Annotated in this window: 18 protein-coding genes and 1 pseudogene; 9 read left to right on the forward strand and 10 right to left on the reverse strand. The window is 61.7% G+C overall.

The features are described 5' to 3' along the window. Positions 1 to 3 precede the first annotated feature (3 nt). Together ACFX5Q_RS24055 and ACFX5Q_RS24060 are read right to left on the reverse strand one after the other, a co-directional pair. A complete protein-coding gene (locus ACFX5Q_RS24055) occupies positions 4 to 1,713 on the reverse strand; it encodes a DGQHR domain-containing protein (protein ID WP_404282043.1) in 1,710 nt (569 codons plus the stop codon). Continuing rightward, positions 1,670 to 2,677 (reverse strand): DNA-methyltransferase, encoded by a 1,008-nt coding sequence (locus ACFX5Q_RS24060; protein WP_404282045.1) that lies wholly within the window; start codon positions 2,675 to 2,677, stop codon positions 1,670 to 1,672. Before ACFX5Q_RS24060 ends, ACFX5Q_RS24055 begins: the two co-directional genes overlap by 44 nt. 232 nt (positions 2,678 to 2,909) lie before the next feature. On the opposite strand from ACFX5Q_RS24060, the gene ACFX5Q_RS24065 reads away from it, so the two are divergent. From ACFX5Q_RS24065 to ACFX5Q_RS24095, 7 genes are all read left to right on the forward strand, one after another. Then, positions 2,910 to 3,422, forward strand: a complete 513-nt coding sequence (locus tag ACFX5Q_RS24065) for a hypothetical protein (RefSeq protein WP_404282047.1) — start codon at positions 2,910 to 2,912, stop codon at positions 3,420 to 3,422. Between the two features lie 10 nt (positions 3,423 to 3,432). After that, positions 3,433 to 3,942, forward strand: coding sequence for a hypothetical protein (locus ACFX5Q_RS24070; protein ID WP_404282049.1), 510 nt, complete (start codon positions 3,433 to 3,435; stop codon positions 3,940 to 3,942). 272 nt (positions 3,943 to 4,214) lie between these two features. Then, positions 4,215 to 4,562: a hypothetical protein gene (locus ACFX5Q_RS24075; protein ID WP_404282050.1), complete on the forward strand. Its 348-nt coding sequence runs from the start codon at positions 4,215 to 4,217 to the stop codon at positions 4,560 to 4,562. Positions 4,563 to 4,896: 334 nt separating this feature from the next. Next, entirely contained in the window at positions 4,897 to 5,268 is a 372-nt protein-coding gene (locus ACFX5Q_RS24080) for a hypothetical protein (RefSeq protein ID WP_404282052.1), read from the forward strand. Positions 5,269 to 5,390: 122 nt separating this feature from the next. Further along, the gene (locus tag ACFX5Q_RS24085) at positions 5,391 to 5,825 is read left to right on the forward strand and encodes an endonuclease domain-containing protein (protein WP_404282054.1); all 435 of its coding nucleotides are present in this window, start codon (positions 5,391 to 5,393) and stop codon (positions 5,823 to 5,825) included. A 191-nt stretch (positions 5,826 to 6,016) separates the two neighbouring features. Further along, positions 6,017 to 8,044 (forward strand): hydantoinase/oxoprolinase N-terminal domain-containing protein, encoded by a 2,028-nt coding sequence (locus tag ACFX5Q_RS24090; protein WP_404282056.1) that lies wholly within the window; start codon positions 6,017 to 6,019, stop codon positions 8,042 to 8,044. Between the two features lie 287 nt (positions 8,045 to 8,331). Continuing rightward, positions 8,332 to 10,497 (forward strand): malate synthase G, encoded by a 2,166-nt coding sequence (locus tag ACFX5Q_RS24095; protein WP_404282057.1) that lies wholly within the window; start codon positions 8,332 to 8,334, stop codon positions 10,495 to 10,497. Between the two features lie 99 nt (positions 10,498 to 10,596). On the opposite strand, the pseudogene ACFX5Q_RS24100 reads toward ACFX5Q_RS24095, so the two are convergent. The 3 genes and pseudogenes from ACFX5Q_RS24100 to ACFX5Q_RS24110 all read right to left on the reverse strand — a co-directional run. Further along, positions 10,597 to 11,691 (reverse strand): annotated as a pseudogene (locus ACFX5Q_RS24100) (YifB family Mg chelatase-like AAA ATPase); the annotation flags it as partial. 155 nt (positions 11,692 to 11,846) lie between these two features. Then, the gene (locus ACFX5Q_RS24105; protein WP_404282058.1) at positions 11,847 to 13,619 is read right to left on the reverse strand and encodes an adenylate/guanylate cyclase domain-containing protein; all 1,773 of its coding nucleotides are present in this window, start codon (positions 13,617 to 13,619) and stop codon (positions 11,847 to 11,849) included. Positions 13,620 to 13,978: 359 nt separating this feature from the next. After that, positions 13,979 to 14,923 (reverse strand): NAD(P)-dependent oxidoreductase, encoded by a 945-nt coding sequence (locus ACFX5Q_RS24110; protein ID WP_404282060.1) that lies wholly within the window; start codon positions 14,921 to 14,923, stop codon positions 13,979 to 13,981. A gap of 100 nt (positions 14,924 to 15,023) precedes the next feature. Between ACFX5Q_RS24110 and ACFX5Q_RS24115 the strand changes: the two genes are divergently transcribed. Continuing rightward, on the forward strand, positions 15,024 to 15,890 hold the full coding sequence (locus ACFX5Q_RS24115) for a LysR family transcriptional regulator (RefSeq protein WP_404282062.1): 867 nt from the start codon (positions 15,024 to 15,026) through the stop codon (positions 15,888 to 15,890). Positions 15,891 to 16,069: 179 nt separating this feature from the next. On the opposite strand, the gene ACFX5Q_RS24120 is transcribed toward ACFX5Q_RS24115, so the two are convergent. The 4 genes from ACFX5Q_RS24120 to ACFX5Q_RS24135 all read right to left on the reverse strand — a co-directional run bounded on the left by ACFX5Q_RS24120 (position 16,070) and on the right by ACFX5Q_RS24135 (position 20,858). Further along, positions 16,070 to 17,395: an FAD-binding oxidoreductase gene (locus ACFX5Q_RS24120; protein WP_404282064.1), complete on the reverse strand. Its 1,326-nt coding sequence runs from the start codon at positions 17,393 to 17,395 to the stop codon at positions 16,070 to 16,072. 134 nt (positions 17,396 to 17,529) lie between these two features. Further along, the gene (gene hisC / locus ACFX5Q_RS24125; RefSeq protein ID WP_404282065.1) at positions 17,530 to 18,657 is read right to left on the reverse strand and encodes a histidinol-phosphate transaminase; all 1,128 of its coding nucleotides are present in this window, start codon (positions 18,655 to 18,657) and stop codon (positions 17,530 to 17,532) included. A gap of 54 nt (positions 18,658 to 18,711) precedes the next feature. Beyond that, a complete protein-coding gene (locus ACFX5Q_RS24130) occupies positions 18,712 to 19,764 on the reverse strand; it encodes an FAD-binding oxidoreductase (RefSeq protein WP_404282200.1) in 1,053 nt (350 codons plus the stop codon). Between the two features lie 53 nt (positions 19,765 to 19,817). Continuing rightward, positions 19,818 to 20,858 (reverse strand): Rieske 2Fe-2S domain-containing protein, encoded by a 1,041-nt coding sequence (locus tag ACFX5Q_RS24135; protein ID WP_404282067.1) that lies wholly within the window; start codon positions 20,856 to 20,858, stop codon positions 19,818 to 19,820. Positions 20,859 to 20,976: 118 nt separating this feature from the next. Between ACFX5Q_RS24135 and ACFX5Q_RS24140 the strand changes: the two genes are divergently transcribed. Beyond that, entirely contained in the window at positions 20,977 to 21,909 is a 933-nt protein-coding gene (locus ACFX5Q_RS24140; protein ID WP_404282202.1) for a LysR family transcriptional regulator, read from the forward strand. Positions 21,910 to 21,941: 32 nt separating this feature from the next. Here the strand turns inward: ACFX5Q_RS24140 and ACFX5Q_RS24145 are convergent, their stop codons facing one another. Further along, on the reverse strand, positions 21,942 to 23,069 hold the full coding sequence (locus ACFX5Q_RS24145; RefSeq protein ID WP_404282069.1) for an acyl-CoA dehydrogenase family protein: 1,128 nt from the start codon (positions 23,067 to 23,069) through the stop codon (positions 21,942 to 21,944). Position 23,070: the final 1 nt, after the last annotated feature.

Genomic DNA, 23,070 nt, shown 5'->3' on the forward strand with positions numbered 1-23,070 from the left:
CACCTATTTAAAGTGCTTCTCATAAAGCTTCAGAGCGAGCTGTTTGTATTGACTCGAATGGTATTGTTTAAATGGGAACTTACCAAGGTCAGTCAGGCGGGCTTTATAGTAGTCAAAATCACCTGTCTTTCCGTTTTCAATAAGAAGTCGTAGACAAATCAGAAGGCTATTTATTGTAGTCGTGTTTAGCACTCGGCCGTCTATCGACTTATCTGTCGTCCACCTGTCCTTTTGGACAGAGGCTTTCGCCGCAGCAAGAAATATATCTATTTGCGAAGTGCAGAAAGTTACATATGCGTTAAGCGTCTCATAGTCATTGTCGGCAACCATATTACCTTTTTTTGGTTGCTTCCACAAAGAGAAAATCGAATCCGTGCCACCGGTCTTGACGAGTGGTTTGAGTGCATAGCTTACGATCGAAGTTGTTTTTAGTTTGTCCTTGTCAAAGAAGTACCGCTCAATTTGCGAAGAAAGCGGTCCCCCACTTTGATCAAGGGACTCCAACACCCTAGTTGCAATAGACTCTGCCGAAAAGGGTTCCAGGATAGCCGCAATAGCCTGTCTAAGGCTGGACTTAGCGCTTGTTTGCGTCGAGTTAATCTCAAGAAAGAGCTTGGCCTCGAATTTTTCTCTTTCATCAGCATCAGCGGTTTCCGGATAGATAATTCCAGTCACCAGAAGGTTTTGCTTGTTCCGTAGCTTGGCAATTTCTGGATCATCCGCAACCGCTTCATGGCAGGCGTATGTCCGGTGTTGACCGTCTATAATTCCGACTGAGTTAATTCGATCGGGGATCTGGATAATCACAGGTTCGGTTTTGTTTATGATAGTGTGATCAGCAGTCTTACCCTTGGCATCAGTAATATGGCAGTCAGGAGGAAGAGTGACGATTACGTTATTAACAAAAACCCTTTTGTGAGTCTTTAAATACCTTCTTGTCGAGTCAATCTTGGACTTAGAAATCATCCTCTGGTAGAGATTGTACGAACCGCGCCAGCCACCGTTCCTGAGCACATATGCGCAACGTAGCAATACACGAGGGGCAGCGTAAAATGAGACGACTTTATAACCTTTGCTGAAGTTAGAGCTAGACTCAGGCAAAAGGGAACCAGGGTAACTCTCTGTCTTTTTCCCTCCGCCGACCTTTCCGTCCTGTCCTATGTCCTCCTCGTTCAATCCAAGAAAGTCAAGAAGTTCAGGGGCCGCCGATTTCCTAATGCAATCAGACAGGTTCTTAAAATACCTCAGGTCAGGGTAGTCAAGGTAGATGGGATTGGGGACATTTTGCTTCAGTTGAGGGTCGGGCTCATTGAGCGAGCAGTACACGATTACAACTTTAACCTCAGAGGCATCGTAGTCAGAAAGCAGTTTATCACTCAGATCGGCACTCAAGTCGGAGTAGAAGGCAGCAAATTTTTCATGAGAAGCGTCGATTTTGTCGTAAACGATCTTCTTCGGCTTGAGATGTGCGGAGATGTTCGTCGCAGTCGTGTACTCTAGGCAGACGAGTATGTTCTCCAAAACGTACACGTCGTCGAAGTCAGTTTTTTGGCCTTCATATATAAACTCCTTGTCGGAGAGGTCCGGCACCCGGGCGAAACCGCTTTTGCTAAAGACACTGCGGACCAGCTTCCGATGGTCCGACTTGGTCTTGTTCGCTTTCAGTTCTTCAGGTGTTAGCTTTGGTTTTGCCTTTGGCTTTGCCTTCTTCATCTGCCCCTCCCGGAGAAGTCGTGCGACCCAACCATTCTTTGGGGGGTGTCGCTACCTTCTCGCCCCTTTTTGGCTGTCTCACGGCTTTGCCTGCCGGTCGCAACTCGAGACTGCCGGACTCGTATTTCACGATACGATCTTGAGCGATCTGAACGTATTGTTCGCTCTGCTCAATACCGACCCCCACACGGCCGTGCTTGATCGCGGCGATTACGCTCGTTCCAGCGCCAACGAACGGATCCAGTACCTTATCTCCATGATCCGTCAGTGCCAGCACGCAGCGTTCCGCGAGTTCGCTTGGGAATTGGCAAGGATGAACGGTTTTTTCAGGGTGCTTTGCCTTGACGTTCGGGATATTCCAAACCGGATTTTGCAGGAACGCTTCTTGGGGCGAAAATTCCCAAAAATCTGAGGGATTTTTGCCAAGCGGATTGCCGCTCGGTTGATCAGCCTTGTCCGGGCGCTTGCTCCCGTGCCGTTTACCTGGGTACAGCTGAGGAACTCTGACCGGGTCAAGGTGAAATTTGTATTGATCGGATTTGGAGAACCATAGGAGCGTCTCATAACGCCCGGAGAAACGTTGCGTCGCATGAAGACCAAAATTGAAATGCCAGATTATGCGATTTCGTAATTTAAAACCCTGATCAACGAACATCTTGTAGAAAAAAAGATCTAGCGGATAAACTTGTGAGTTGTTTACATAATTACCAACTTGCCAACAAATACTACCGTCATCCCTGATTTTTTTGCAAAGTTTATTAACAATTGGCTTAAGCCACTCAAGGTATTCTTCAAGGCTTCGGCGCTTATCCCTCTCATACTCTTTACCTATATTGTATGGTGGAGAAGTAACCACTAACTGAAACGAATTGTCGTCCAGGTTATCCAATTCCGCCAGCGCGTCGCCATGAACTACCGATGACAGCCGTTGCGCGTCGCTAAAAGCAAAAATTCTTTGGTTCATTTGTCCTTCCAGCGACGAATCAGTGTCGGCAAAGTGACACAAAGCATATCATGTGGCCACTTCCGCTGTTGCGATCAATCTTGTTTATTAACTGGGCCAATGAACGTCGGCTATCGTTTGCTTGCTGTCGGCCCAAAAGGCTCAGATATACGAGCGTAGTCCCGAGCGGACACTCGCCTTTGATTGGGTCCCCACCTTGGCGTATCCTTTCCCCGGCTTGGAGAGACGTCACATGCGCACCATTCTGGACACCGTCGCCGCGATTGGCCTCGCCATCGGCGGCGCTTTCGGCCTGGCCGGCACCTTCGTTTCGAGCGACGCACTCCGCGAAACGCTCTGGACCATCGACGGCGTGGCACTCGTGGTGGCGACCGCGCTGCTGACGATGAAGTACCAGCGGCTGGGCAATGATTGCGTTGCGGCCGGGTTCCTCGCCTTCGTCGCCGGCGAGAGCCTGCTGCTGTCAGGCAATGCGGCGGGGCTCGAGGCCAGCGTTCCCTCCTATGTCGGCGGCATCTCGCTCTGGGCGGCAGCCCTTATCCTGATCAGCGCGCCAAACACCTTTGCCCTGTGGATGCGGCTCACCGGCCTCATTGCCGCCATTCTGTTTGTCGTGTCGGCAAGCATGATCCTCTGGGGCGCGCCGCTGCTGCCCACCTCCGCGCCTTTGCCCGCCGCCGGCTATCCGTTCCTGGTGCTGACCTTCATCGGCTGGATCTGGACGCTGATGAAGCCCGAACGGTGAGCGGGAAAAAATGTCCACGCCGCTCGAACTCCGCAACAGCGTCACCGGCAAAATCTTTCCGGCGATCGGGCCGTTCATCATCGGCGCGATGTTCGGCGTCGGCGCGCTGCAGGGACTGGCGTCGGGCGCCGATGGCGGGCACGTGCTGGTCATCGCGCTGATGGCGGCGGCTTGCCTGGCGCTCGGCGCATCAATCGCGCGCGGCGCCTTCGACACTTCGGTCAAGGTCGTGCTGGACAGTCAAGGTTTCCGCGACCGCCGCGCCGGCGACGTGCTGGTGCCGTGGCACAAGGTGCGCAGCGTGCGCCTCACCTCCGGCAAGGGCTCGGCGATGCTTAATTTCGAGCTCACCGAGGAGCCGCCCGACGCAATCAAATACGCGCCGGCCAATGCGCTGAGCCGGATCCTGCCTTTCGGCAAGACCATCGTGCACATGGAGGTCTCCTCGCTCGATGTCCGTGGCGAGGACATGATCGACGCGATCCGGCGGTTCGCGCCGCATGTGGCGGTGACGCGGTAGGGTGGTGCGCTCTCCCTTCTCCCCTTGTGGGAGAAGGTGGCCGAGCGAAGCTCGGTCGGATGAGGCGTGTTCCGGCTTGGCGTAAATCTTTGTGCAGCCGATGCACGATGACAGCCCGCCAACGCCTCATTTCTTCCAACACCCCTCATCCGTCTCGGCGCTGCGCGCCGATCCACCTTCCCCCACAAGGGGGGAAGGGAAGAACCGTCCCGCCTGTGGCGATTACCCGCCGATCGTGCGAGCTTGCGTCTCCCTCCCCGGAACCCACCATCATGATTCGCCTCACCCTTCTTGCCCTGCTCCTCGCCACCCCGGCGCATGCCGCCGAGATGGCCTTCTTCGTCAAGAACCTGCGTAGCCAAGCGGTGGCGGTCGAGCTGTTCAGCCGCGACCGCGAGACGGTCTGGCCGGGCGGCGACAGCGTGTTCCTGATCCAGCCGGGCTCGCAGAAATCGGTGCCGATCTCCTGCAATTCGGGCGAAAACATCTGCTACGGCGCCTGGGTCAACGGCCAGGACAACATCTCCGCCGGCGTCGGCCCCGACAACGACCAGCTCTGCGACAATTGCTGCTTCATCTGCGTGGAGAAGACGACGGAGACGATTGACCTGGTGCCGTAGTGTAAGCTGCCAATCTCCCCCCTTGTGGGGGAGATGCCCGGCAGGGCAGAGGGGGGCGCTGTCCCGCCAACCTGTCAATCAATACGGCTGCGTCCTGCGGCGATTTTCGGCTGGTTGAACTCAGACGTGGCGATCCTTCGCGCCCCCCTCTGTCCTGCCGGACATCTCCCCCACAAGGGGGGAGATTGGCCGTCATCGCGGCCTTCGCCAATCTCGATCGTCGCAGTAGCCAAATCAGGATTGGATTACCCCAATCCTCGCTTCCTCGCCCCCACATCGCATGCGATGATTCACCCCTCGGCCGTGGGGGCCGATTCTCATTCCAGGGGGTTTTATGTGTTTCGCCTTTCCGCGCCGCATCGTCGTCGCGCTCTCGCTCGCGGCCCTGTTCGCGCCCGCCGCCCATGCCGGCGACGTCACCTTCGAGATCAAGAACAGCCATCCCAACGCCATGCGCCTCGAGCTCTACAGCCAGGACCGCGACTATGTCTGGCCGGGCGATGGCAAGGATTTCTATCTCGACGACGGCGAGACCAAGCAACTGCCGATCTCCTGCGAGGAGGGCGAATCGATCTGCTACGGCGCCTGGGTCGACGGCGACGAGGCGACCTATTGGGGCGTCGGCCCCAACAACAAGGAAAAGTGCGAAGACTGCTGCTACACCTGCAGCGGCGGCGAGACCGAGGAAATCGACCTGGTGGAGTAGGGCGCCAATCTCCGCCTTGAGGGGAGATGGCCGGGCAGGCCAATAATTCGCATAAGAGGGTGGAGTTTGTGGAGTAGACAGCGCTGCGGCCGAGACTGCCGATCTCCCCCCTCGTGGGGGAGATGTCCGGCAGGACAGAGGGGGGCGCCGTAGAGTGCCAACCTCAACAGCCACCGAGCATTGACAATGCCTCACACGCCATTGTCTCCAAGACACCGCGCAAACGCCAGGTCGATGCGAAGGTCATGACATCAGCCGAATTGAAGCTCTGGAATGAGCTTCGCGCGCATCGGCTGATGGGGCTTGGCTTCCGGAGGCAAGTTCCGATCGCCGGGTACATTGTCGACTTCGCTTGCCCGGAGAAGAAACTCGTCGTCGAAGTTGACGGCTCCCAGCATACGGAGGCCGATGCCGTCGCCAGCGACGAAGTGAGGACAATGCGCTTGGGACAGGATGGCTGGACCGTCCTGCGCTTCTGGAACGACGATGTCATCCGCGACATCGACAATGTCTGTCAGCATATTGTGATTGCGGCTGGGCTCGGTGGAGGGTCTTGAGTGAATCGGCTGGCTGGGCTGCAGTCACCGCAAGGTCGGCGGGACAGCGCCCCCCTCTGGCCTGCCGGCCATCTCCCCCACGAGGGGGGAGATTACGCTTGCTTGGCCCAGCGCTCGCCGCTTTATCGGCCGGGCCGTATCGGCTAAGGGCTTCGCAGCAAGAACCCTCGCTGCCCGGACCGCCACCAGAAATGACCGCCAAGCCAAAACCCCTCCCTCTGTTCCTCGGCATCGATACCGGCGGCACCTACACCGATGCCGTGCTGTGGTCGGAAAGCGGCAGCCCGCGCGGCAAGGTGCTGGCCAAGGCCAAGGCGCTGACGACGCGGCATGACCTCGCGGTTGGCATTTCCGGCGCGGTCGACGCGGTACTGCAGAAGGCCGGCACCAATCCTGCGGCGATAAAACTGGTGTCGATGTCGACGACATTGGCCACCAATGCGCTGGTCGAGGGGCAGGGCGGCCGCGTGGCGCTGGTCATGATCGGCTTCTCCGAGACCGATCTTGCCCGCGACGGGCTGAAGACGGCTTTGGGCACCGACCCCGTGGTGTTCTGCCCCGGCGGCCACGATGTCCATGGCAATGCCGCCAAGCTCGATTTGTCCGGGTTGGAAGCGGCCCTCCCCGAGCTCGGCGGCTCGGTGTCGGGCTTTGCCGTCTGCGCCTACTTTGCCACCCGCAACCCGGCGCATGAGATCGCGGCCCGCGAGCTGATCCGCGAGAAGACCGGCCTGCCGGTCACCGCCAGCCACGAGCTGTCGGCAAAACTCGGCGGCCCGCGCCGGGCGCTGACGACGCTGCTCAACGCAAGGCTGATCTCGATGATCGACCGGCTGGTGGCGGCGACCGAAGGCTTTTTGGAGGCGCGCAAGATCGCGGCACCTTTGATGGTGGTGCGCGGCGATGGCGCGCTGGTCTCGGCGGCGTTCGCCCGCCAGCGGCCGATCGAGACCATTCTGTCCGGCCCGGCCGCCAGCCTTGTCGGCGCCCGCCACATGACCGGGCTCGACGACGCGGTCGTCTCCGACATTGGCGGCACCACCACCGACGTCGCCGTGCTCGATGGCGGCCGCCCCAGGCTCGATCCGGAAGGCGCCACCGTCGGCGGCTTCCGCACCATGGTCGAGGCGGTGGCGATGCGCACCTTCGGCCTCGGCGGCGATTCCGAAGTGGCGCTGGAGGACGGCGCGCTCAACCCAAAGATCCTGCTCGGGCCGCGCCGCCTGGTGCCATTGGCGCTGGCCGGCATGGTGCATGGCGAGGCGGTGACCGTCGAACTGGAACGCCAGCTGCGCGCGTCCAACCCCGGCCGCATGGATGGCCGCTTCGCGGTGCGCACCGGTGTGCCCGAGCGGCTGGCGGCGGGACTGACCGGCGCCGAGGCCAAGCTCTACGAACTGATTGGCGCCACCCCGCTGCCGCTCGACAGACTGCTCACCTCGAACGCCCAGAACGCCACGCTGAACCGGCTGGTGTCACGTGGGCTGGTGCATATTTCGGGCTTCACCCCGTCGGATGCCGCCCATGTGCTGGGCAAACAGGCCAATTGGAACGCCGCCCCGGCCCGTCTCGGTGCCGAGCTGTTCGCCCGCAAGCGCGACGGCAGGGGACAGGCAATCGCCGCCACGCCGGAGGCGATTTCCGAGCGCGTGCTGGTGACGCTGACCCGCTGGTCGGCCGAATACATTCTTGAAACCGCCTTTGCCGAGGATGGGCTGGATGGCGCCGCCACCGTGGCGCATGCGCTGGTGCAGCGCGCCGTCGATTCCCATCCCGGCATCGCCCGCCTCAGCGTCGCGCTCGACCGGCCGGTCATCGGCCTCGGCGCCTCGGCGCCGCTGCATTATGCCGGCCTGCCGCCGCTGGTTGGCAATGGCTGCGTGGTGCCCGACGATACCGACGTCGCCAACGCGCTCGGCGCCGTCGTCGGCCAGGTCCGCGTCTCGGCCGAGGCGCGCGTCAGCCAGCCGGTGGAAGGCCTGTTCCGCCTCGCATCGGGTGAAACCGTGCGCGACTTCACCGACGAGGCTTCCGCCGTGGCGGCGGCCGAGGCCGATGTGCGGTCCATCGCCGCCAAACGGGCGAAAGACGCCGGCACCGACAGCGCCGAAATCGAAGTCGCCACCGAATTCAGCGTCTCCACCGTCGAAAGCCAGCGCATGTTCATCGAAGCGCATGTTGTGGCGGTGGCGTCGGGACGGCCAAGGATTGCGGTGTAGCCCTTCTCCCCGTTCACGGGGAGAAGGTGCCCGAAGGGCGGATGAGGGGCAGCGCTAGCCGACGCAGTTTCACTGTATCGCCAGTCCACGTAACGCCGCGCCGCCCCTCATCTGGCTGCCGCCATCTTCTCCCCGTAAACGGGGAGAAGGACGCTCTCACCGCCGGCTTCGCCAACTTGCCTAAATGTTCCCCTTCATCTTAAGCCGAATTGACCCTTGACCCCCGACATGCCAAAGCCCCCAAGCTGGCCGACAGCCGGCCTAGCCTTTCATCTGGAGACGCCCTGATGACCGATCGCGTTGAGATCGCCGGATTGCGGATTGCCCGCGAGCTGCATGACTTCGTCGTCGACGAAGCGCTGCCCGGCACCGGCGTCGCCGCCGATGCGTTCTGGAACGGCTTTTCCGCCATCGTCCATGATCTCGCACCGAAGAACCGGGCGCTGCTGGCAAAGCGCGACGCCATGCAGGAGCAACTCGATGGCTGGTGCCGCGACAATGGCGCGCCGCTCGATATGGAAGCCTATAAGACTTTCCTGAAGGAGATCGGCTATCTCGTCCCTGAGGGACCCGCCTTCAGCGTCTCCACCGACAATGTCGATCCGGAGATCGCGGTGGTCGCCGGGCCGCAGCTGGTCGTGCCGGTGATGAATGCGCGCTATGCGCTCAACGCCGCCAATGCGCGCTGGGGGTCGCTCTATGATGCGCTCTACGGCACCGATGCCGTCCCCGAAACGGGCGGCGCGGAAAAAGGCAAGGGGTTCAACCCCGTGCGCGGCGCCAAGGTGGTTGCCTGGGCCAAGGACTTCCTCGACCAGTCGGTGCCACTCACCTCCGGCAAATGGGCCGGGGTCAACGGCCTGTCGGTGGCGAATGGCGCGCTGAAGCTCAGCGCCGGCGCCGGCGGCACCACGCTGGCCGATCCGAAACAGTTTGCCGGCTATCGCGGCGATGCCGCCACCCCCGAGGCCGTGCTGCTGGTCAAGAATGGCCTGCACATCGAGATCGCCATCGACCGCGCCAACCAGATCGGCCGCACCGACCCGGCGGGGATCGCCGACATCATCCTGGAATCGGCGCTGACCACCATCCAGGATTGCGAGGATTCGGTCGCGGCGGTGGATGCGGAGGACAAGGTCGTCGTCTACCGCAACTGGCTCGGCCTGATGAAGGGCGACCTCGCCGAAGAGATCAGCAAGGGCGGCAAGAGTTTTGTCCGCAAGCTCAATCCGGATCGCGGCTACACATCGCCGAATGGTGGCCAGCTTGCGCTGCCCGGCCGTTCGCTGATGCTGGTGCGCAATGTCGGCCACCTGATGACCAATCCGGCAATTCTCGACCGCGACGGCAACGAGGCGCCGGAGGGCATCATGGACGCGGCGCTGACGGCGCTGATTGCGCTGCACGATGTCGGGCCGAACGGACGGCGGATGAATTCCCGCGCCGGCTCGATGTATGTCGTGAAGCCCAAGATGCACGGGCCGGAGGAGGTCGCCTTCGCCGTCGAGATTTTCGATCGCGTCGAAGCGTTGCTCGGCATGGCCAGGAACACCATCAAGATGGGCATCATGGACGAGGAGCGGCGCACCACCGTCAACCTCAAGGAGGCGATCCGCACGGCAAAAGAGCGCGTGGTGTTCATCAACACCGGCTTCCTCGACCGCACCGGCGACGAGATCCACACTTCGATGGAAGCCGGCCCGATGATCCGCAAGGGCGACATGAAACAGGCCGCCTGGATCTCCGCCTATGAGGCCTGGAACGTCGACACCGGGCTGGAATGCGGCCTGGCCGGCCACGCCCAGATCGGCAAGGGCATGTGGGCGATGCCGGACCTGATGGCGGCGATGCTGGTCGAGAAGATCGCCCACCCGAAGGCCGGCGCCAACACCGCCTGGGTGCCGTCGCCGGCGGCGGCGACGCTGCACGCCACCCACTACCACAAGGTCGACGTGCACGCCGTCCAGGCGGAGCTGAAGAGCCGACCCAAGGCGAAGCTCGACGACATATTATCGGTGCCGGTGGCGGTGCGTCCGAACTGGACGCCGGACGAGATCCAGCGCGAGCTCGACAACAACGCGCAGGGCATTCTGGGTTATGTCGTGCGCTGGGTCGACCAGGGCGTCGGCTGCTCGAAAGTGCCAGATATCAACGACGTCGGACTGATGGAGGATCGCGCCACGCTGCGCATCTCCTCGCAGCACATGGCCAACTGGCTGCGCCACGATGTCTGCTCGAAGATCCAGGTCATGGATGCCCTGCAGCGCATGGCGGCCATCGTCGACCGGCAGAATGTCGGCGATCCGCTCTACCAGCCGATGGCGCCCGACTTCGACAACTCCATCGCCTTCCAGGCCGCCTGCGACCTGGTCTTCAAGGGCAGTGTCCAGCCCAACGGCTACACCGAGCCGGTGCTGCACGCGCGGCGGCTGGAGCTGAAGGCGCGGGGCTGAGAGCAAAACAAAGGCGGCGGGCCGATCGATCCGCCGTCCGCTGTTCAGGCAGCAGCTGTTCGATCAGTTCAGGCCGCCGCGCAGTTTCGCTGAGCCGCCTTACGCCGCTTGCGCCATCCGCTCCGACATCATGCGGTAGGAAATCGCCTCGGCCAGATGGATGCGGCCGACCGTCTCGCTGGCGTCGAGGTCGGCCAGTGTCCGCGCCACTTTCAGCACGCGGTGGTAGGCGCGCGCGGAAAAGCCGAGTTTTTCGCTGGCGTCCTTGAGTAGCGTCAGGCCGGCAGCATCCGGCACGGCGATCTCCTCGATGATCGATGGCGAGCAATGCGCGTTCGTGGTGGCGCTGGTGACGCGTAGCCGCTCGAAGCGCTCGCGCTGGATGGTGCGGGCGCGCGCCACGCGCAGTGCCACAGCCGCACTCTTCTCCGCCTTGTCGGGCCGGATCAAATCGCCGGCCGAAACCGCCGGCACCTCGATGCGGAGATCGATGCGGTCGAGCAGCGGGCCTGATATCCGCGCCTGGTAGTCGGTGCGGCAGCGCTCGCCGCGCAGGCAGCGATAGCCGGGCTCGCCGGCCATGCCGCAGCGGCACGGGTTCATCGCCGCGACCAGCTGGATGCGCGCCGGATAGGTAACGCGGTGGTTGGCGCGCGCGATCATGCAGTCGCCGGTCTCCAGCGGCTGGCGCAGCGCGTCGAGAGTCTGCGGCGTGAATTCGGGAAACTCGTCGAGGAACAGCACGCCGTGATGGGCAAGCGACACCTCACCGGGCCGCGCCCTCAGGCCGCCGCCCACCATCGCCGCCATCGAGGCCGAATGGTGCGGGGCGCGGAACGGCCGCCGGTCGGTCAGCTTGCCTTCGCCGAGCTCGCCGGCCACCGAGGCGATCATCGAGACTTCGAGCAATTCCTTGGGCGCCAGCGGCGGCAGGATCGACGGCAGCCTTTGCGCCAGCATCGATTTGCCCGAACCTGGCGGTCCGACCATCAACATGGATCGTCCGCCGGCAATGGGTCGCCTTTTGACGCGGATCCGTTCAGTTTCGCGCGCGGAGGAACGGCAGCTTTGCGCCTCATGTCGGTCGTTGAGGCGAGCTCTGCCGCCGCCTGAACGCAGACATTCCCGTCGACCACCAGGGAGGTCGCAGTTGCGCAATCTCCGGACGTTCGTCTGGAGCCGGATCAATGATCGCTATGCGTCGAGGAACTGTCCTTTGCCCGCTAGCGGCTGCCTGCACGAATGCGCCATGAGCACGTCTCGCACAATCTGAGGCGAACCAGAGACCAGGCGGCGTGCTTTTGTGGAGCTGCACGGAAGCTGTGGACGATTGCCGGCGATGGAATGCATCACTCGGTGAGGCCAGCTTTGCGCAGGCCGTCCACAATGCGCTCGAAATCGGCAGGGTTCTTGTAGGGCAGGACTTTGCGCCTGTGCTCCAGGGAATAATCGGGATTGATCCGGAACACTTCCTCCCACTCCCCGCGCGCCTCCGCGAAGCGGCCCAAGTGACCATAGCTCGCCGCCAGCAACACACGTGAGATGTCGGTGGCTGGATTGCGGACAAGCCGTCGCGTCAGGGTGACAACGGCCTCCTCGTACCTGCCCACCTGGAACATCGCCTGCGCGTGGAAGTGCAGAAAAATGTCCGGATAATATGGGTTCAGGGCCATTGCCCGCTCGAAACAGACGAGGGCCTCGTCGGACCTGCCCGCATAGTGCAGCGCGTTGCCGAGACTCTCGTGGCCCTCGACAAGATTGGGAGCAAGCGCGATCACGCGTTCAGCCTCGCGGATGGCCACGTCAAACTGTCGCAGGTACACGTTGACGATGCCCAGCGCCCAATGTGCGTACGGATATCGATCGTCGAGCGCGACCGCCCGCGTCGCGGCCTCGATCGCCTGTTCCAGCGATTTCGACGGTGCTTGGCTCCACTGGTTGACGTACGCCAGCCCGTGCGTGACGGCGAGGAACGCGTGGGCCGGGGCGAATTTCGGGTCCAGATCGATGGCGCGTTGCAACAATTGTCGGCCCTGAATGTTCTGCTCTCTCGTCAACCGCCACATCTGTTCACGGCCCCGCAGGAAGCAGTCATAGGCTTCCAGATTTTGGGTCTGCTCGGTCGCGAGCCGCTGCTGGTCCCCGGCCGTCAGCTTGAGTTCCAGAGCGCCGACGATCTGCTGCGTGACGTCATCCTGCACCGCGAAGATATCGGTCAGGTCGCGATCGAAACGCTCCGCCCACTGATGCCCGCCAGTGGTCGCATCGATGAGCTGCGCGGTGATCCTCACCTTGTTCCCTGATTTGCGGACGCTTCCTTCCAGCACGTAGCGCACGTTGAGGCTATGGCCCACCTCCTGCACGTTCACGTTCCGGCCCTTGAAGGTAAACGACGAGTTGCGAGCGATGACAAACAGCTGCGCCAGCTTCGACAGAGCGGTGATGATATCTTCGGAGATGCCGTCGGCGAAGTACTCCTGCTCGGCATCGCCGCTCATGTTGGCGAAGGGCAGCACGGCAATCGAGAGCTCCGGCGGCAATGCGGCCGGCGCACGAGCAACGGCGCCGGCGGTCACTGCTGGCTTTGCCTGCGCGGCGGCGCCGACCTGGAGCGAATAGATTCGGATCGGCTCGGCGATGTTCTTGAGCTGCGTGTTGCCGAGATCGCTGACGGAGAGATCGAGCCTCGCCCTGACCTGGCGATAGGCGTCCTCGGACAGGCAAATGGCGCCGGGGGCCGCGATACTCTCGAGACGCGAGGCGATGTTGACGCCGTCGCCCATCAGGTCGCCATCGCTTTCCTCTACTACGTCCCCCAGATGGATGCCGATCCGGAACTCGATGCGCCGATCCTGCTGAACGCCGGCATTGCGCTCGACCATGCCGTTCTGCACCTCGATGGCGCAGCGCACGGCATCGACAACGCTGCGGAATTCGACCAGCGCTCCGTCTCCGGTGCGCTTGATGACACGGCCGTTGTGCACGGCGATGGTTGGATCGATCAGGTCGCTGCGCAGTGCCCGCAACCTTGCCAGGGTGCGATCTTCGTCCTCGCTGGCGAGCCGGCTGTATCCGACTACGTCCGCGGCCAGAATTGCGGCCAGCTTGCGATTCTCGCTCATAGAGCCGTCCCTCATCTCCACGATAGCAGGAAGACAGAGACAAGGGGAACTTCTGCTCGGAGCGATCTCGGCTGAGATCAAGTCGGTCTTGGTTCATGGAAACGCAGCCGACGTGCTGCCCCAAGAAATGACCGCTCTGACGGGCGTTCGGCCGTTCGATGCGGTCATTCCGAAAGCCCGCTTCAGGTCAGATCACGTCGACGCCCGCAACTGGCTCAAGGTCCGCTTCCAAAAATCCGAGCCTCGGAAGCCGACCGACTGCTAACGGCCCAATTGACGTCATTCCGGATCAGAAGCCGCTTGGCGTGTATCGCCAGTTTTCATCGCGATGGCGGCACGCCGTTTAATTAGCCACAATGTCAGCACGAGCGGCCCACCCGGCCCTCTGGGTGGACTACATCCCAAGGAGCAACCCAGTCGCCTGCAACCCTCAGAGCCACGTTGGCATCATCCTCAATGACCTTGCAGACCGTCATTTCGCCAGCGCTGGTGCCGTAGCGTTCGCCCGCCAATTTGAAACGATCATGGGTGGCGCGGGTAAGCTCGTTTCGTGTGCCAGTCTCCGCCATCAGCTCTTCGATCAGACCGAGGTCCTTCAGGCAGAGCGCGATCGGAAACGATGGATCGTAGTGGCCAGCGAAGATGGATGGAACGTCGTGCTGGAGCACGAAACTATCCGCTGCCCCGCCTTTCATGACCCTCCACCAGATAGCCGGCTCCAGCCCGGCGAGTTTGGCTGTCACCATCGCCTCGCCGATGGCAGCGGCATGGATTTTCCAAAGCTGGTTGTTGACGAGCTTGGCGACGTAGCCATTACCATAGCGGCCGACGCGCCGAAGTTCGCCCATGGCTTCGATCACGAGGCGCACCGCCTCGACATCGCCATCCGTGCCGCCGACGAACATTGGCATGTCGCCCCGGATCGCGGCATCCACCGATCCGGTAACGGGCGCATCGACAGGCCCACCCCCTTTCGCCTGGAATTCGCCCGCCAAGGCACGCATCAGCTTCGGGCTGCTGGTTGTCATATCGATCCAGTATTTGCCTGCACAAGAGGTTGTCAAAAACCCGTTTTCGCCTCTGACCACCTGCTCGATTTCTTTCGGGCCAAACACCATTGTCACCACGACATCGCTGCGGTCGAGTACCTCGGCCGGGCTCGCAGCCCGACTTGCGCCGACGGCGGCAAGCGCGTCCATCGACTGCGGGCGAATGTCATGGACGACCATGTCAAACCCGGCTCGGCGCACATTCAGCGCCGCATTTCGCCCCATCGTCCCAAGGCCGATAAAACCAACGATCATGATGCAATTGTCTCCCTTGACCGCGCCAATGCTCACAAGGCGGCTTACGTTTGACAAGCAAATTGTCCTTATCCCCGGGATAAGGCATGGTTATCCTGCAATGGATATCGAAGTTCGCCTGCTTAGAAGTTTCGTCGCCATATACGAACGCGGCTCATTATCGCGTGCGGCTGAGAAGCTCGCGTGCACACAGGCCGCCATGAGCATGCGGCTGAAGATATTGGAAACCGAGGTTGGTGGGCCGCTGTTCATCAGGCACCACCACCGGATCGAGCCGACATCGAAGGGCAGCGAGCTCTATGCCAAGGCTTTGGGCGTGCTGGCCGCCTATGACGAAATGATATCGACCACACGAAGCCAGAGGCCGCGCACCAAGGTCCGCATCGGCATGCCCGACGACTACGCGTTCAGCTTCCTGTCGCGGGTGATCGTGAATATGCGTGATCGAATGGCCGAGACCGAGTTCGAAATCGTTTGCGATCTGAGTGCGAAACTGGCGGCCGCTTTGCAACGACAGGAGATCGACATAGCGCTGGTGACTTTGGCGGCGAGACCGACATCCGCCCGACAACCGATCATGACCCGATTGAATTGGGTTTTCAGTGCGGATTTCCAGTCGGAAGCCAATGGCACAATTCCCCTCGCTGTCTATCCGGAGGGCTGCGTCTTCCGCCGCACGATGATCTCGGCGCTGGAGGCATCGCAACGCACTTGGCGGGTCGCGGTGCAGAGCAGTAGCCAGGCCGGGATTCTCGCTGCAGTGCAGGCGGGTGTTGCGGTCACATCGATGGCGGTAGGGACTGCGCCGACAGGGTTGGTCGAACTGATCGGCAATGCCCACTTGCCGGAGCTTGATGCGGTTCCCCTTTACCTCCTGAGCCAGGGCGACCAGGCTGGCGCTCTGGTTCGGCGCGTTGAAGACCTTATCCTGGCCGAGTTGGGAAACGAGCCTGCAAATGGCGCTTAGCGGACTTTTTGGGTCGCGATCTCGCCGCGCCGTTTGATTAGCCACAATGTTAGCATCGCAGAGCCGCCGGCGCGAACTGGCGGCGAGCCAAAGTGAACCCTGTCCGACACGTCTGGGTCGAGGCGATTTGCGCGGGGTCGAGCCGCGCCTCTAGTAATGTCGATTTGCACCACGGCGAACTACAGTGGCGGTCGCAGCACCTTGCCGGGGTTCATCATATGTTGGCCATCGAGTGCGCGTTTCACACATTCCATCGCGCTCAGCTTCGTCGGGTCTGCGGTCGCCAGCAGCGAATGGATACGCTTCGAACCGACCCCATGTTCGGCCGAGAACGAGCCGCCGATAGCGCGAATATCCTCGTATAGGACACTCTCGACCGCTGCTGCCGTGCTCTCGGCTAGCGGCCCTTGCCGGTTGAGCACGATATGGAGATTTCCGTCCGCCAAATGACCGAAAAGATAGGGGGATAGATCGGGTTCGATCGCGCAAAAGCCGGCCAGGACCCTACTGACATAGTCGTCGATTTCAGACAGAGGCACGGATACATCGTAGGATGGAGCCGCAGGATGAGTGCGATAGAGGATATCTGTGTCCTCGCGCAGCCGCCACAGGTCATTTTCCTGCCGCCTCGAACCGGCGACAATGCCCGTCGATTCTGGGAAACACTCCAGAACTTGGGCGAATATTCGCTCGAACTCATCGCACAGCGCTTCCTCCCGCCCACCGCCGAGCGACAGCAGAAGGCAGATCGGCTGGTCGAGATCAAAGCCGGGTTCCGACCAGCCATGCGCAGAGGCCGTCAGCTTGATGTAAGACCGCCAGAGCGCCTCGGCGGCCCTCAGATGGCCCGCCTCTGAATTAAGCGCCAGACGAATCGTCTCAAGCGCCGCTCCGACCGTTGGCAGTCCGAACATCGCCGTCGCGGTGGCCCGCGGCATCGGATCGAGCTTCAATACGATGCGGGTTATGATGCCGAGTGTTCCCTCCGCACCGATGAAAAGATGCTTGAGGTCGTAGCCGGCCGAATTCTTCACCACGCGCGTCAGGTCCGAAAAGACCGATCCGTCGGCCAGCACCGCCTCAAGGCCGAGCACCCGGTGACGCATAACGCCGTTGCGGAAGGCCATGACTCCGCCAGCATTGGTCGACACCATGCCGCCAATCGTGGCGGAGCCGCGCGCGGCCAGATCGATGCCCGGTTCGAGGCCTTCGTCCAGCGCCGCGGCCTGCAGCGCTGCGAGGGTGACGCCGGCTTCGACGACCGCCACCCGCTCGACGGGATCGAGCCGCTCGATGCGGTTCATGCGACCAAGCGAAAGAACGACCTCGCCGATCTTCGACACGCTGCCCCCGACGAGGCCGGTTCGCCCACCCTGCGGCACAATGGGGACCGCATGCCGACTGCAGATGCCGACGACCAACGCGACCTCGGCCGTCGATCCCGGCGCAACCACGATGCCAGCGCCGAAATTGAATTGGTTCCAGCCAGGATCGATCGCCGCCACGGCCCCGCCCGTGCGAACGTTCGCCGCGCCGACGATCGCGCGAATCTCTTCAAGTACCGCCTCCGACACCACTGCATTGGAGACTGAGCCTACGTGGAGGGGGCGGTTGCCGGGTCGTGATGTCGGACCATCGCTCATCGCTGGACCGATGATTCAAGCGCGTGAATTAGCCGATCATTTTCGGCCGGAGTGCCGATGGTTACGCGCAAATAACGCTCATATCCTTTTTCGCGCCAAGCCTTGACGATGATGCCATCCCGAAGGAGGGCGGCGGCAAGCTCTGCGCTATCGCGGCCGCAGTCGAAGAACAGGAAATTCGTCTGCGACGGCGCCGCGCGAAGTCCCAACCGGTCGAGCGTAGCGGCGACGCGCGCGCGTTCCGTGCGAATGCCGGCGACCGATGCCTTCATCCAGGCCTCGTCACCGAGCGCCGCGATGGCCGCGATCTGCGCGGCGGCGTTGACGTTGAAAGGTGTCTTCGCGGCTGCAATCACCCTTGCCAGTTCGGCGTTCGAGCAGAGGGCGTAGCCGACGCGCAACCCGGCCAGCCCATAGGCCTTGGAGAATGTGCGCAGCACGACGTAGGCAACGTCGCTTTCGCGCAAAACCTCAATCCCATCTGGACCCTCTGGATCGGCGAACTCGAAATAGGCCTCGTCGAGAACGAAAAGTGTGCCGGGGCGCACCGCATTGAGCAGCCGTTTCAATGCCGGCCGGTCTAGCGCTGGACCAACCGGGTTCCATGGCGACGACAGGAAAACGACGCGTGGCTCGGCCGCGATTGCCCGCTCTAACCCTGTGAAATCGAAATCGAGAACGGCCGTCATCGGAACCTTGACGACCATCGCTCCCGCCGCCAATGGCTCGATCTCGTGCAGGCCAAAGCTCGGGACCACCGTGACGACGGATGCATTGGGGACAAGCATGGCACGTGAGATCGCGGCGATCATCTCCTCCGACCCATTGCCGACGACTATCCGGTCCGGAGCGACCCGGAGCTTTTCGCCAAGCGCGGAACGCAGCGCCGCACAGGCCGCATCGGCGTAACGCCAAGGCTCAAATGACGGCGAGGCGAGCGCGGCGATCACGGCGGGCGAGCAACCGTCCGGATTCTCGTTGCTGGCGAGGCGCGCTATGTCGTCGCGTCCGCTGAGCGAGCGTGCCACCGCGACATTCATGCCCGCATTGTAGGGCGGCAAGGCGGCGATGTACGGGTTGAAGGACAGGCTGGCTTTCAAGACTGTTTCGATCGATTGTTCCACGCTGCCGTTCCGTCTTCGGGAGTTCAATGGGACTGATCGCGGACCCACCGGCCGTCAGATGTCGAGCACGACCGATCCTAGAGGCTTCGAACAGCACAGCAGAACGTCGCCTTCTCCGGGCTCGTCGAGCGGCTCCTCGAAATAGGTGACCTCGCCCGCGATGAGACCAGACTTGCAGGTGCTGCAGATGCCGGCCCGGCAGCTGAAATCAGGCGATAGGCCTTGCTCCTCGGCGAAAGCGAGAAGCGATTCCGCCTTGCCGTCCCACACCGCTTTCAGGCCAGACTTGCGGAATTCCACCGTCACGGCCTCGCCCGGGACTTCGGTGGGCGCGCGCCGGGTGGGAGCACTAGGGGCCACCGGCTCAAGCACAGTCGCCGGTCCAAAAAATTCATAGGCAATGCGATGCTTGGGCACGCCGAGATCGCGCATGGTCCGGTAAACGGCCTGCATAAAGGGCGGCGGCCCGCAAAGATAGACGTCGTAATCGTCGAGTGGCAGCAGGCTTTGTAGCAACTCCCGCGAAATGATGCCCTCGCTATGGTGGTTTCCAGCAGCTATGTCGCGCTCCGTCGGAAAGCGGTAGCAGAAATGCGCATCGACGCCGGTCCGCAAGGCCTTCAGCCCGTTGACCTCATCACGCAGCGCATGCACGTCGCCATTGTCACAGGCGTGGATGAAGAACACCCGGCGCTCGGTTCCGGCGGCAAGCTCATGCAGCATCGATACCATCGGCGTCAGCCCGACGCCGCCGCTGAGCAGCACGACCGGCCGCGTGCTAGATCGGTCGAGGATGAAATCGCCGCGTGGACCCGCGGCGGCCAGCAGGTCGCCGACTTCAACGCTGTCATGCAAATAGCAGGAGCTCAGCCCGTCCGGAAGGCCGGGTTCGAGCGCCGCTTCCCGCTTAACCGTGATGCGGTAGCTGCCCTTGCGGGTGGGCGAACAGGAGACGCTGTAGTTGCGCAACACAAACTTCTGCTCGCCGGCGACCGGGATGCGGAACACCAAGAACTGCCCGGGTTGGAAGGCGCGCCACCCATCCGGGTCCACCGGCTCCAGGTGAAAGGACGTGATGCTGCTGCTTTCGCGCACCTTCGCGACCACTTTCAAGTCACGAAATCCACTTCTGACCACGATATCCGATGCAACGAGTGCATTCATTCCGCAGCTGCCAATTGCTGATCTTCGCCGGCGACCAGCTTGGCGAGGTTGCGACGGAAGCGCAACGGTCCGACATCGATCTTGAGGTCGAGATTCGGCGTGCGCTTGTTTGCCATGCCCTTGTGCACGGCAGTGAGAACGGCGCGGTCCTCTTCGAAAGCGCCGCGAACGGAGGTTGCGAACTGGCGCGAAACCTCTTCGTCATCGGGCGCAAAATTGCGCATCTGGAACCAGTAATATTTGGTCTGGTTTTCATCGACCGGTGTCATGAAATTGTAGCTGTCCATGAGGAACACGTCCTCGTGATATGGCTTGCCCTCGCCACCCGTGCCGGCAGGTAAGAAAATGGCCTTGATGATCGCGTTGCTGGGATAGCGGACCTCGTAATGCTGCTTTCGGTCGCACTTGCCGGCGAATTTAAGGAAAGGCGCGTAAAAGGGCGCCGGTTCGACGTCCAGCATCCAGCGCCAGACAGTGACTCCGTTCTCGCCAACCGTCGTCTCCAGCGGAACGCCCTCGATCGCCTGCACGCCGCCGAACGAGGATTGATGCACCCACGAGACATGCGATGGATCAAGAAGATTGTCTGTCATGTAGAGATAGTTGCAGTCGAGCGTCATCGACTCGCCCTGGTTGACACCCCAGGCCGGATCGCCCCAATGGTCGACCTGGAAAATCGTCGAAGGATCGGCCTTTTCCACCTCTCCCATCCAGATCCAGATTAGCCCATAGCGGACTTCAAGCGGATAGGATTGGACGCGCGCCACGTGCGGGATCTTCTCCGCTCCCGGAACGCGCGTACACGTCCCGGTGCAGTCGAACGTCAGGCCATGATAGCCGCATTCAATGTCGTCGCCCTTGATGCGGCCCATCGAGAGAGGCAGCTTTCGATGAGGACAAGCGTCCTCGAGCGCCGCCAACGACCCGTCGCGCTTGCGGTATAGGACAATACCCTCGCCAAGGATTTTCACCGGGATCAGCTCGCGTCCAACCTCATGGTCCCATGCCGCGACGTACCAAGCGTTTCTCAGAAACATCTGCTTCCTCCATTCGGCCAGTTTCGTCGAAATTACAGCAAACGATAGGTCTGGGAAAACGATTCGAATTGCGAAATAGTTTAGAAAAGCTAAAATGGCCGCTTGAAAGAATTTGGAGGTGTGGGTGAGCAAATTGCCGCCATTGCGCGCAATCCAGGCCTTAGAGGCTGTCGGAAGGCTTGGCAGCGTAAACGAGGCGGCCAACGAACTCGGCGTCTCTCCGGGAGCCGTGAGCCAGCAACTGCGCAAGGCGGAGGAAGCATTGGGCGCCCGTCTTCTGGAGCGCAAAGGTCGAAATGTGGAACTTACAACCTGGGGGCGCCTCTATTACAGCGGGATCGCCGTTGCCTTCGAGGAGTTGAGGAACGCGCAAAACGCCCTTGCCAAGGCGCGCATGAAGAGCGGTCTGGTGGTCAGTTGCCTGCCCTCGCTTGCCATCAAGTGGATCGGTCCGCAGCTGCTGGACTGGCAGATAGCGCATTCGGGGGCCAGTATCCGTCTTGTCGGCACCGAGACCGAGCCGCGCTTGCAAGACGACCAGACGGATTTCCGTATCTCATATGGAGAAAAGCGCCGGGATTTCGAACATTATTCCGAGATGTTCACCGACTGGGTGGTGCCCGCATGCGCCCCTACCCTTCTGGCAAGACATCCGCTTTCCTCCCCAGCTGACGTGTTCGACCTGCCGCTACTCGGCATCGAATGGGACAGGGTCCATCGCTCGCCGCCAGGCTGGGCGGAATGGGCGGCCAGAATCGGCGCGACGTACAAAGGTGGAATGGGCGAAGTCGTCTTCTCGCTGTCGAGCGCAGCCATCGACGCCGCGGTCAACGGGCACGGTTTCGTCCTGGCGCAATTGGGAATGGTCGCCGATGAGCTTGCCTCGGGACGGCTCGTCGTGCCGTTCGACACAAGGATCAGGATGCCGGAACCATATTTCCTGGCCTGGAACCGGGCAGCTCTGGAAAAGCCGCATGGCGCGGAGTTCCGCGCCTGGGTTCTGGCCATTTCGAAGCGGCAACACATCTTGTCGGCGCCGCCTCCCCAATAGTTGGCGGCGGCCGTCCGCTTCGGCGACCGCGCTCAGCCCAGCACGAAGCGGGCGATGATGTTGCGCTGGATTTCGGAGGAACCTTCATAGATGCGGAAGATGCGAGCATCGCGAGCGTAGCGTTCGAGCGGCAGGTCGCGGGTATAGCCATAACCGCCATGGATCTGGATCGCCTTGTCGGTGACGCGGCAGACCATTTCCGAAGCGAAAAGCTTGGCCATCGAAGCCTCGCGCGAATAGCGCTCGCCCGCCTCGCGCTTGCGTGCGGCGGCCATGCCGAGAAGGCGCGAGGCCTCGATGTCGGTCGCCATGTCGGCGAACATCCATTGCAGGCCCTGGAAATCGGCGATCGCTGTTCCGCCAACCTTGCGTTGCTTGGCCCATTCGACCGAGGCGCCAAATGCTGCTTGTGCGATGCCGACGGCGCATGCCGCAATCTCGACGCGGCCGCCGTCGAGAACTTGCAGGGCCGTGCGGAACCCCGAGCCCTCCTGCCCGAGACGGTTTTCTACCGGAACAAAACAGTCGAGCGAAACCTCGAACACATGGCCGCCGCGCAGGCCCATCGTGCGCTCAGGCGAAGCAGTTCTGACACCCCCTGCCTTCCGGTCGACCACGAACGCAGAGATGCCGCGCGCACCCGCCGTCGGATCGGACTTGGCATAGACGACGATGAAGTCGGCCTCGCCGGCATTGGAGATGAAGTGTTTGGTCCCGGTAATGCGATAGCCGTCGCCCTCACGCACGGCTCGAGTGGTCATGTCGGCAGGATTGGACCCTGCGCCGGGCTCGGTTAGGGCGAAGGCGCCGAGGCATTTGCCGGATGCGCCGGTCAGGTGGCGATGGCGTTGGGCTTCGTCGCCGCCATAGAGGATCGAATCCGTGGCCAGCCAGTGGGCCGTGATCATCGAGGCGGTGGAGCCACAAGCGCCGGCAATCAGCGCCACGGCGTCAAACAGCGCGGTCGGGCGCAGGCCGAGACCGCCATAGGCTTCAGGGATGTTCAGGCCCATCAGTCCCATCTCGGCGAGGCTGTCGAGGTGGCATGTCGCGGAACGTCCGGTTTCGTCGATTTCGGCTGCCGCCGGCGCCAGTATCTCGGTGCAATAGCGCCGGATTGCTTCGATCAAAGCTAGATCGTCGTCATTGTGGCTTGCCATG

The organism is Mesorhizobium sp. IMUNJ 23033, assembly GCF_044778005.1.
In the GTDB taxonomy this organism is placed as follows: domain Bacteria; phylum Pseudomonadota; class Alphaproteobacteria; order Rhizobiales; family Rhizobiaceae; genus Mesorhizobium; species Mesorhizobium amorphae_A.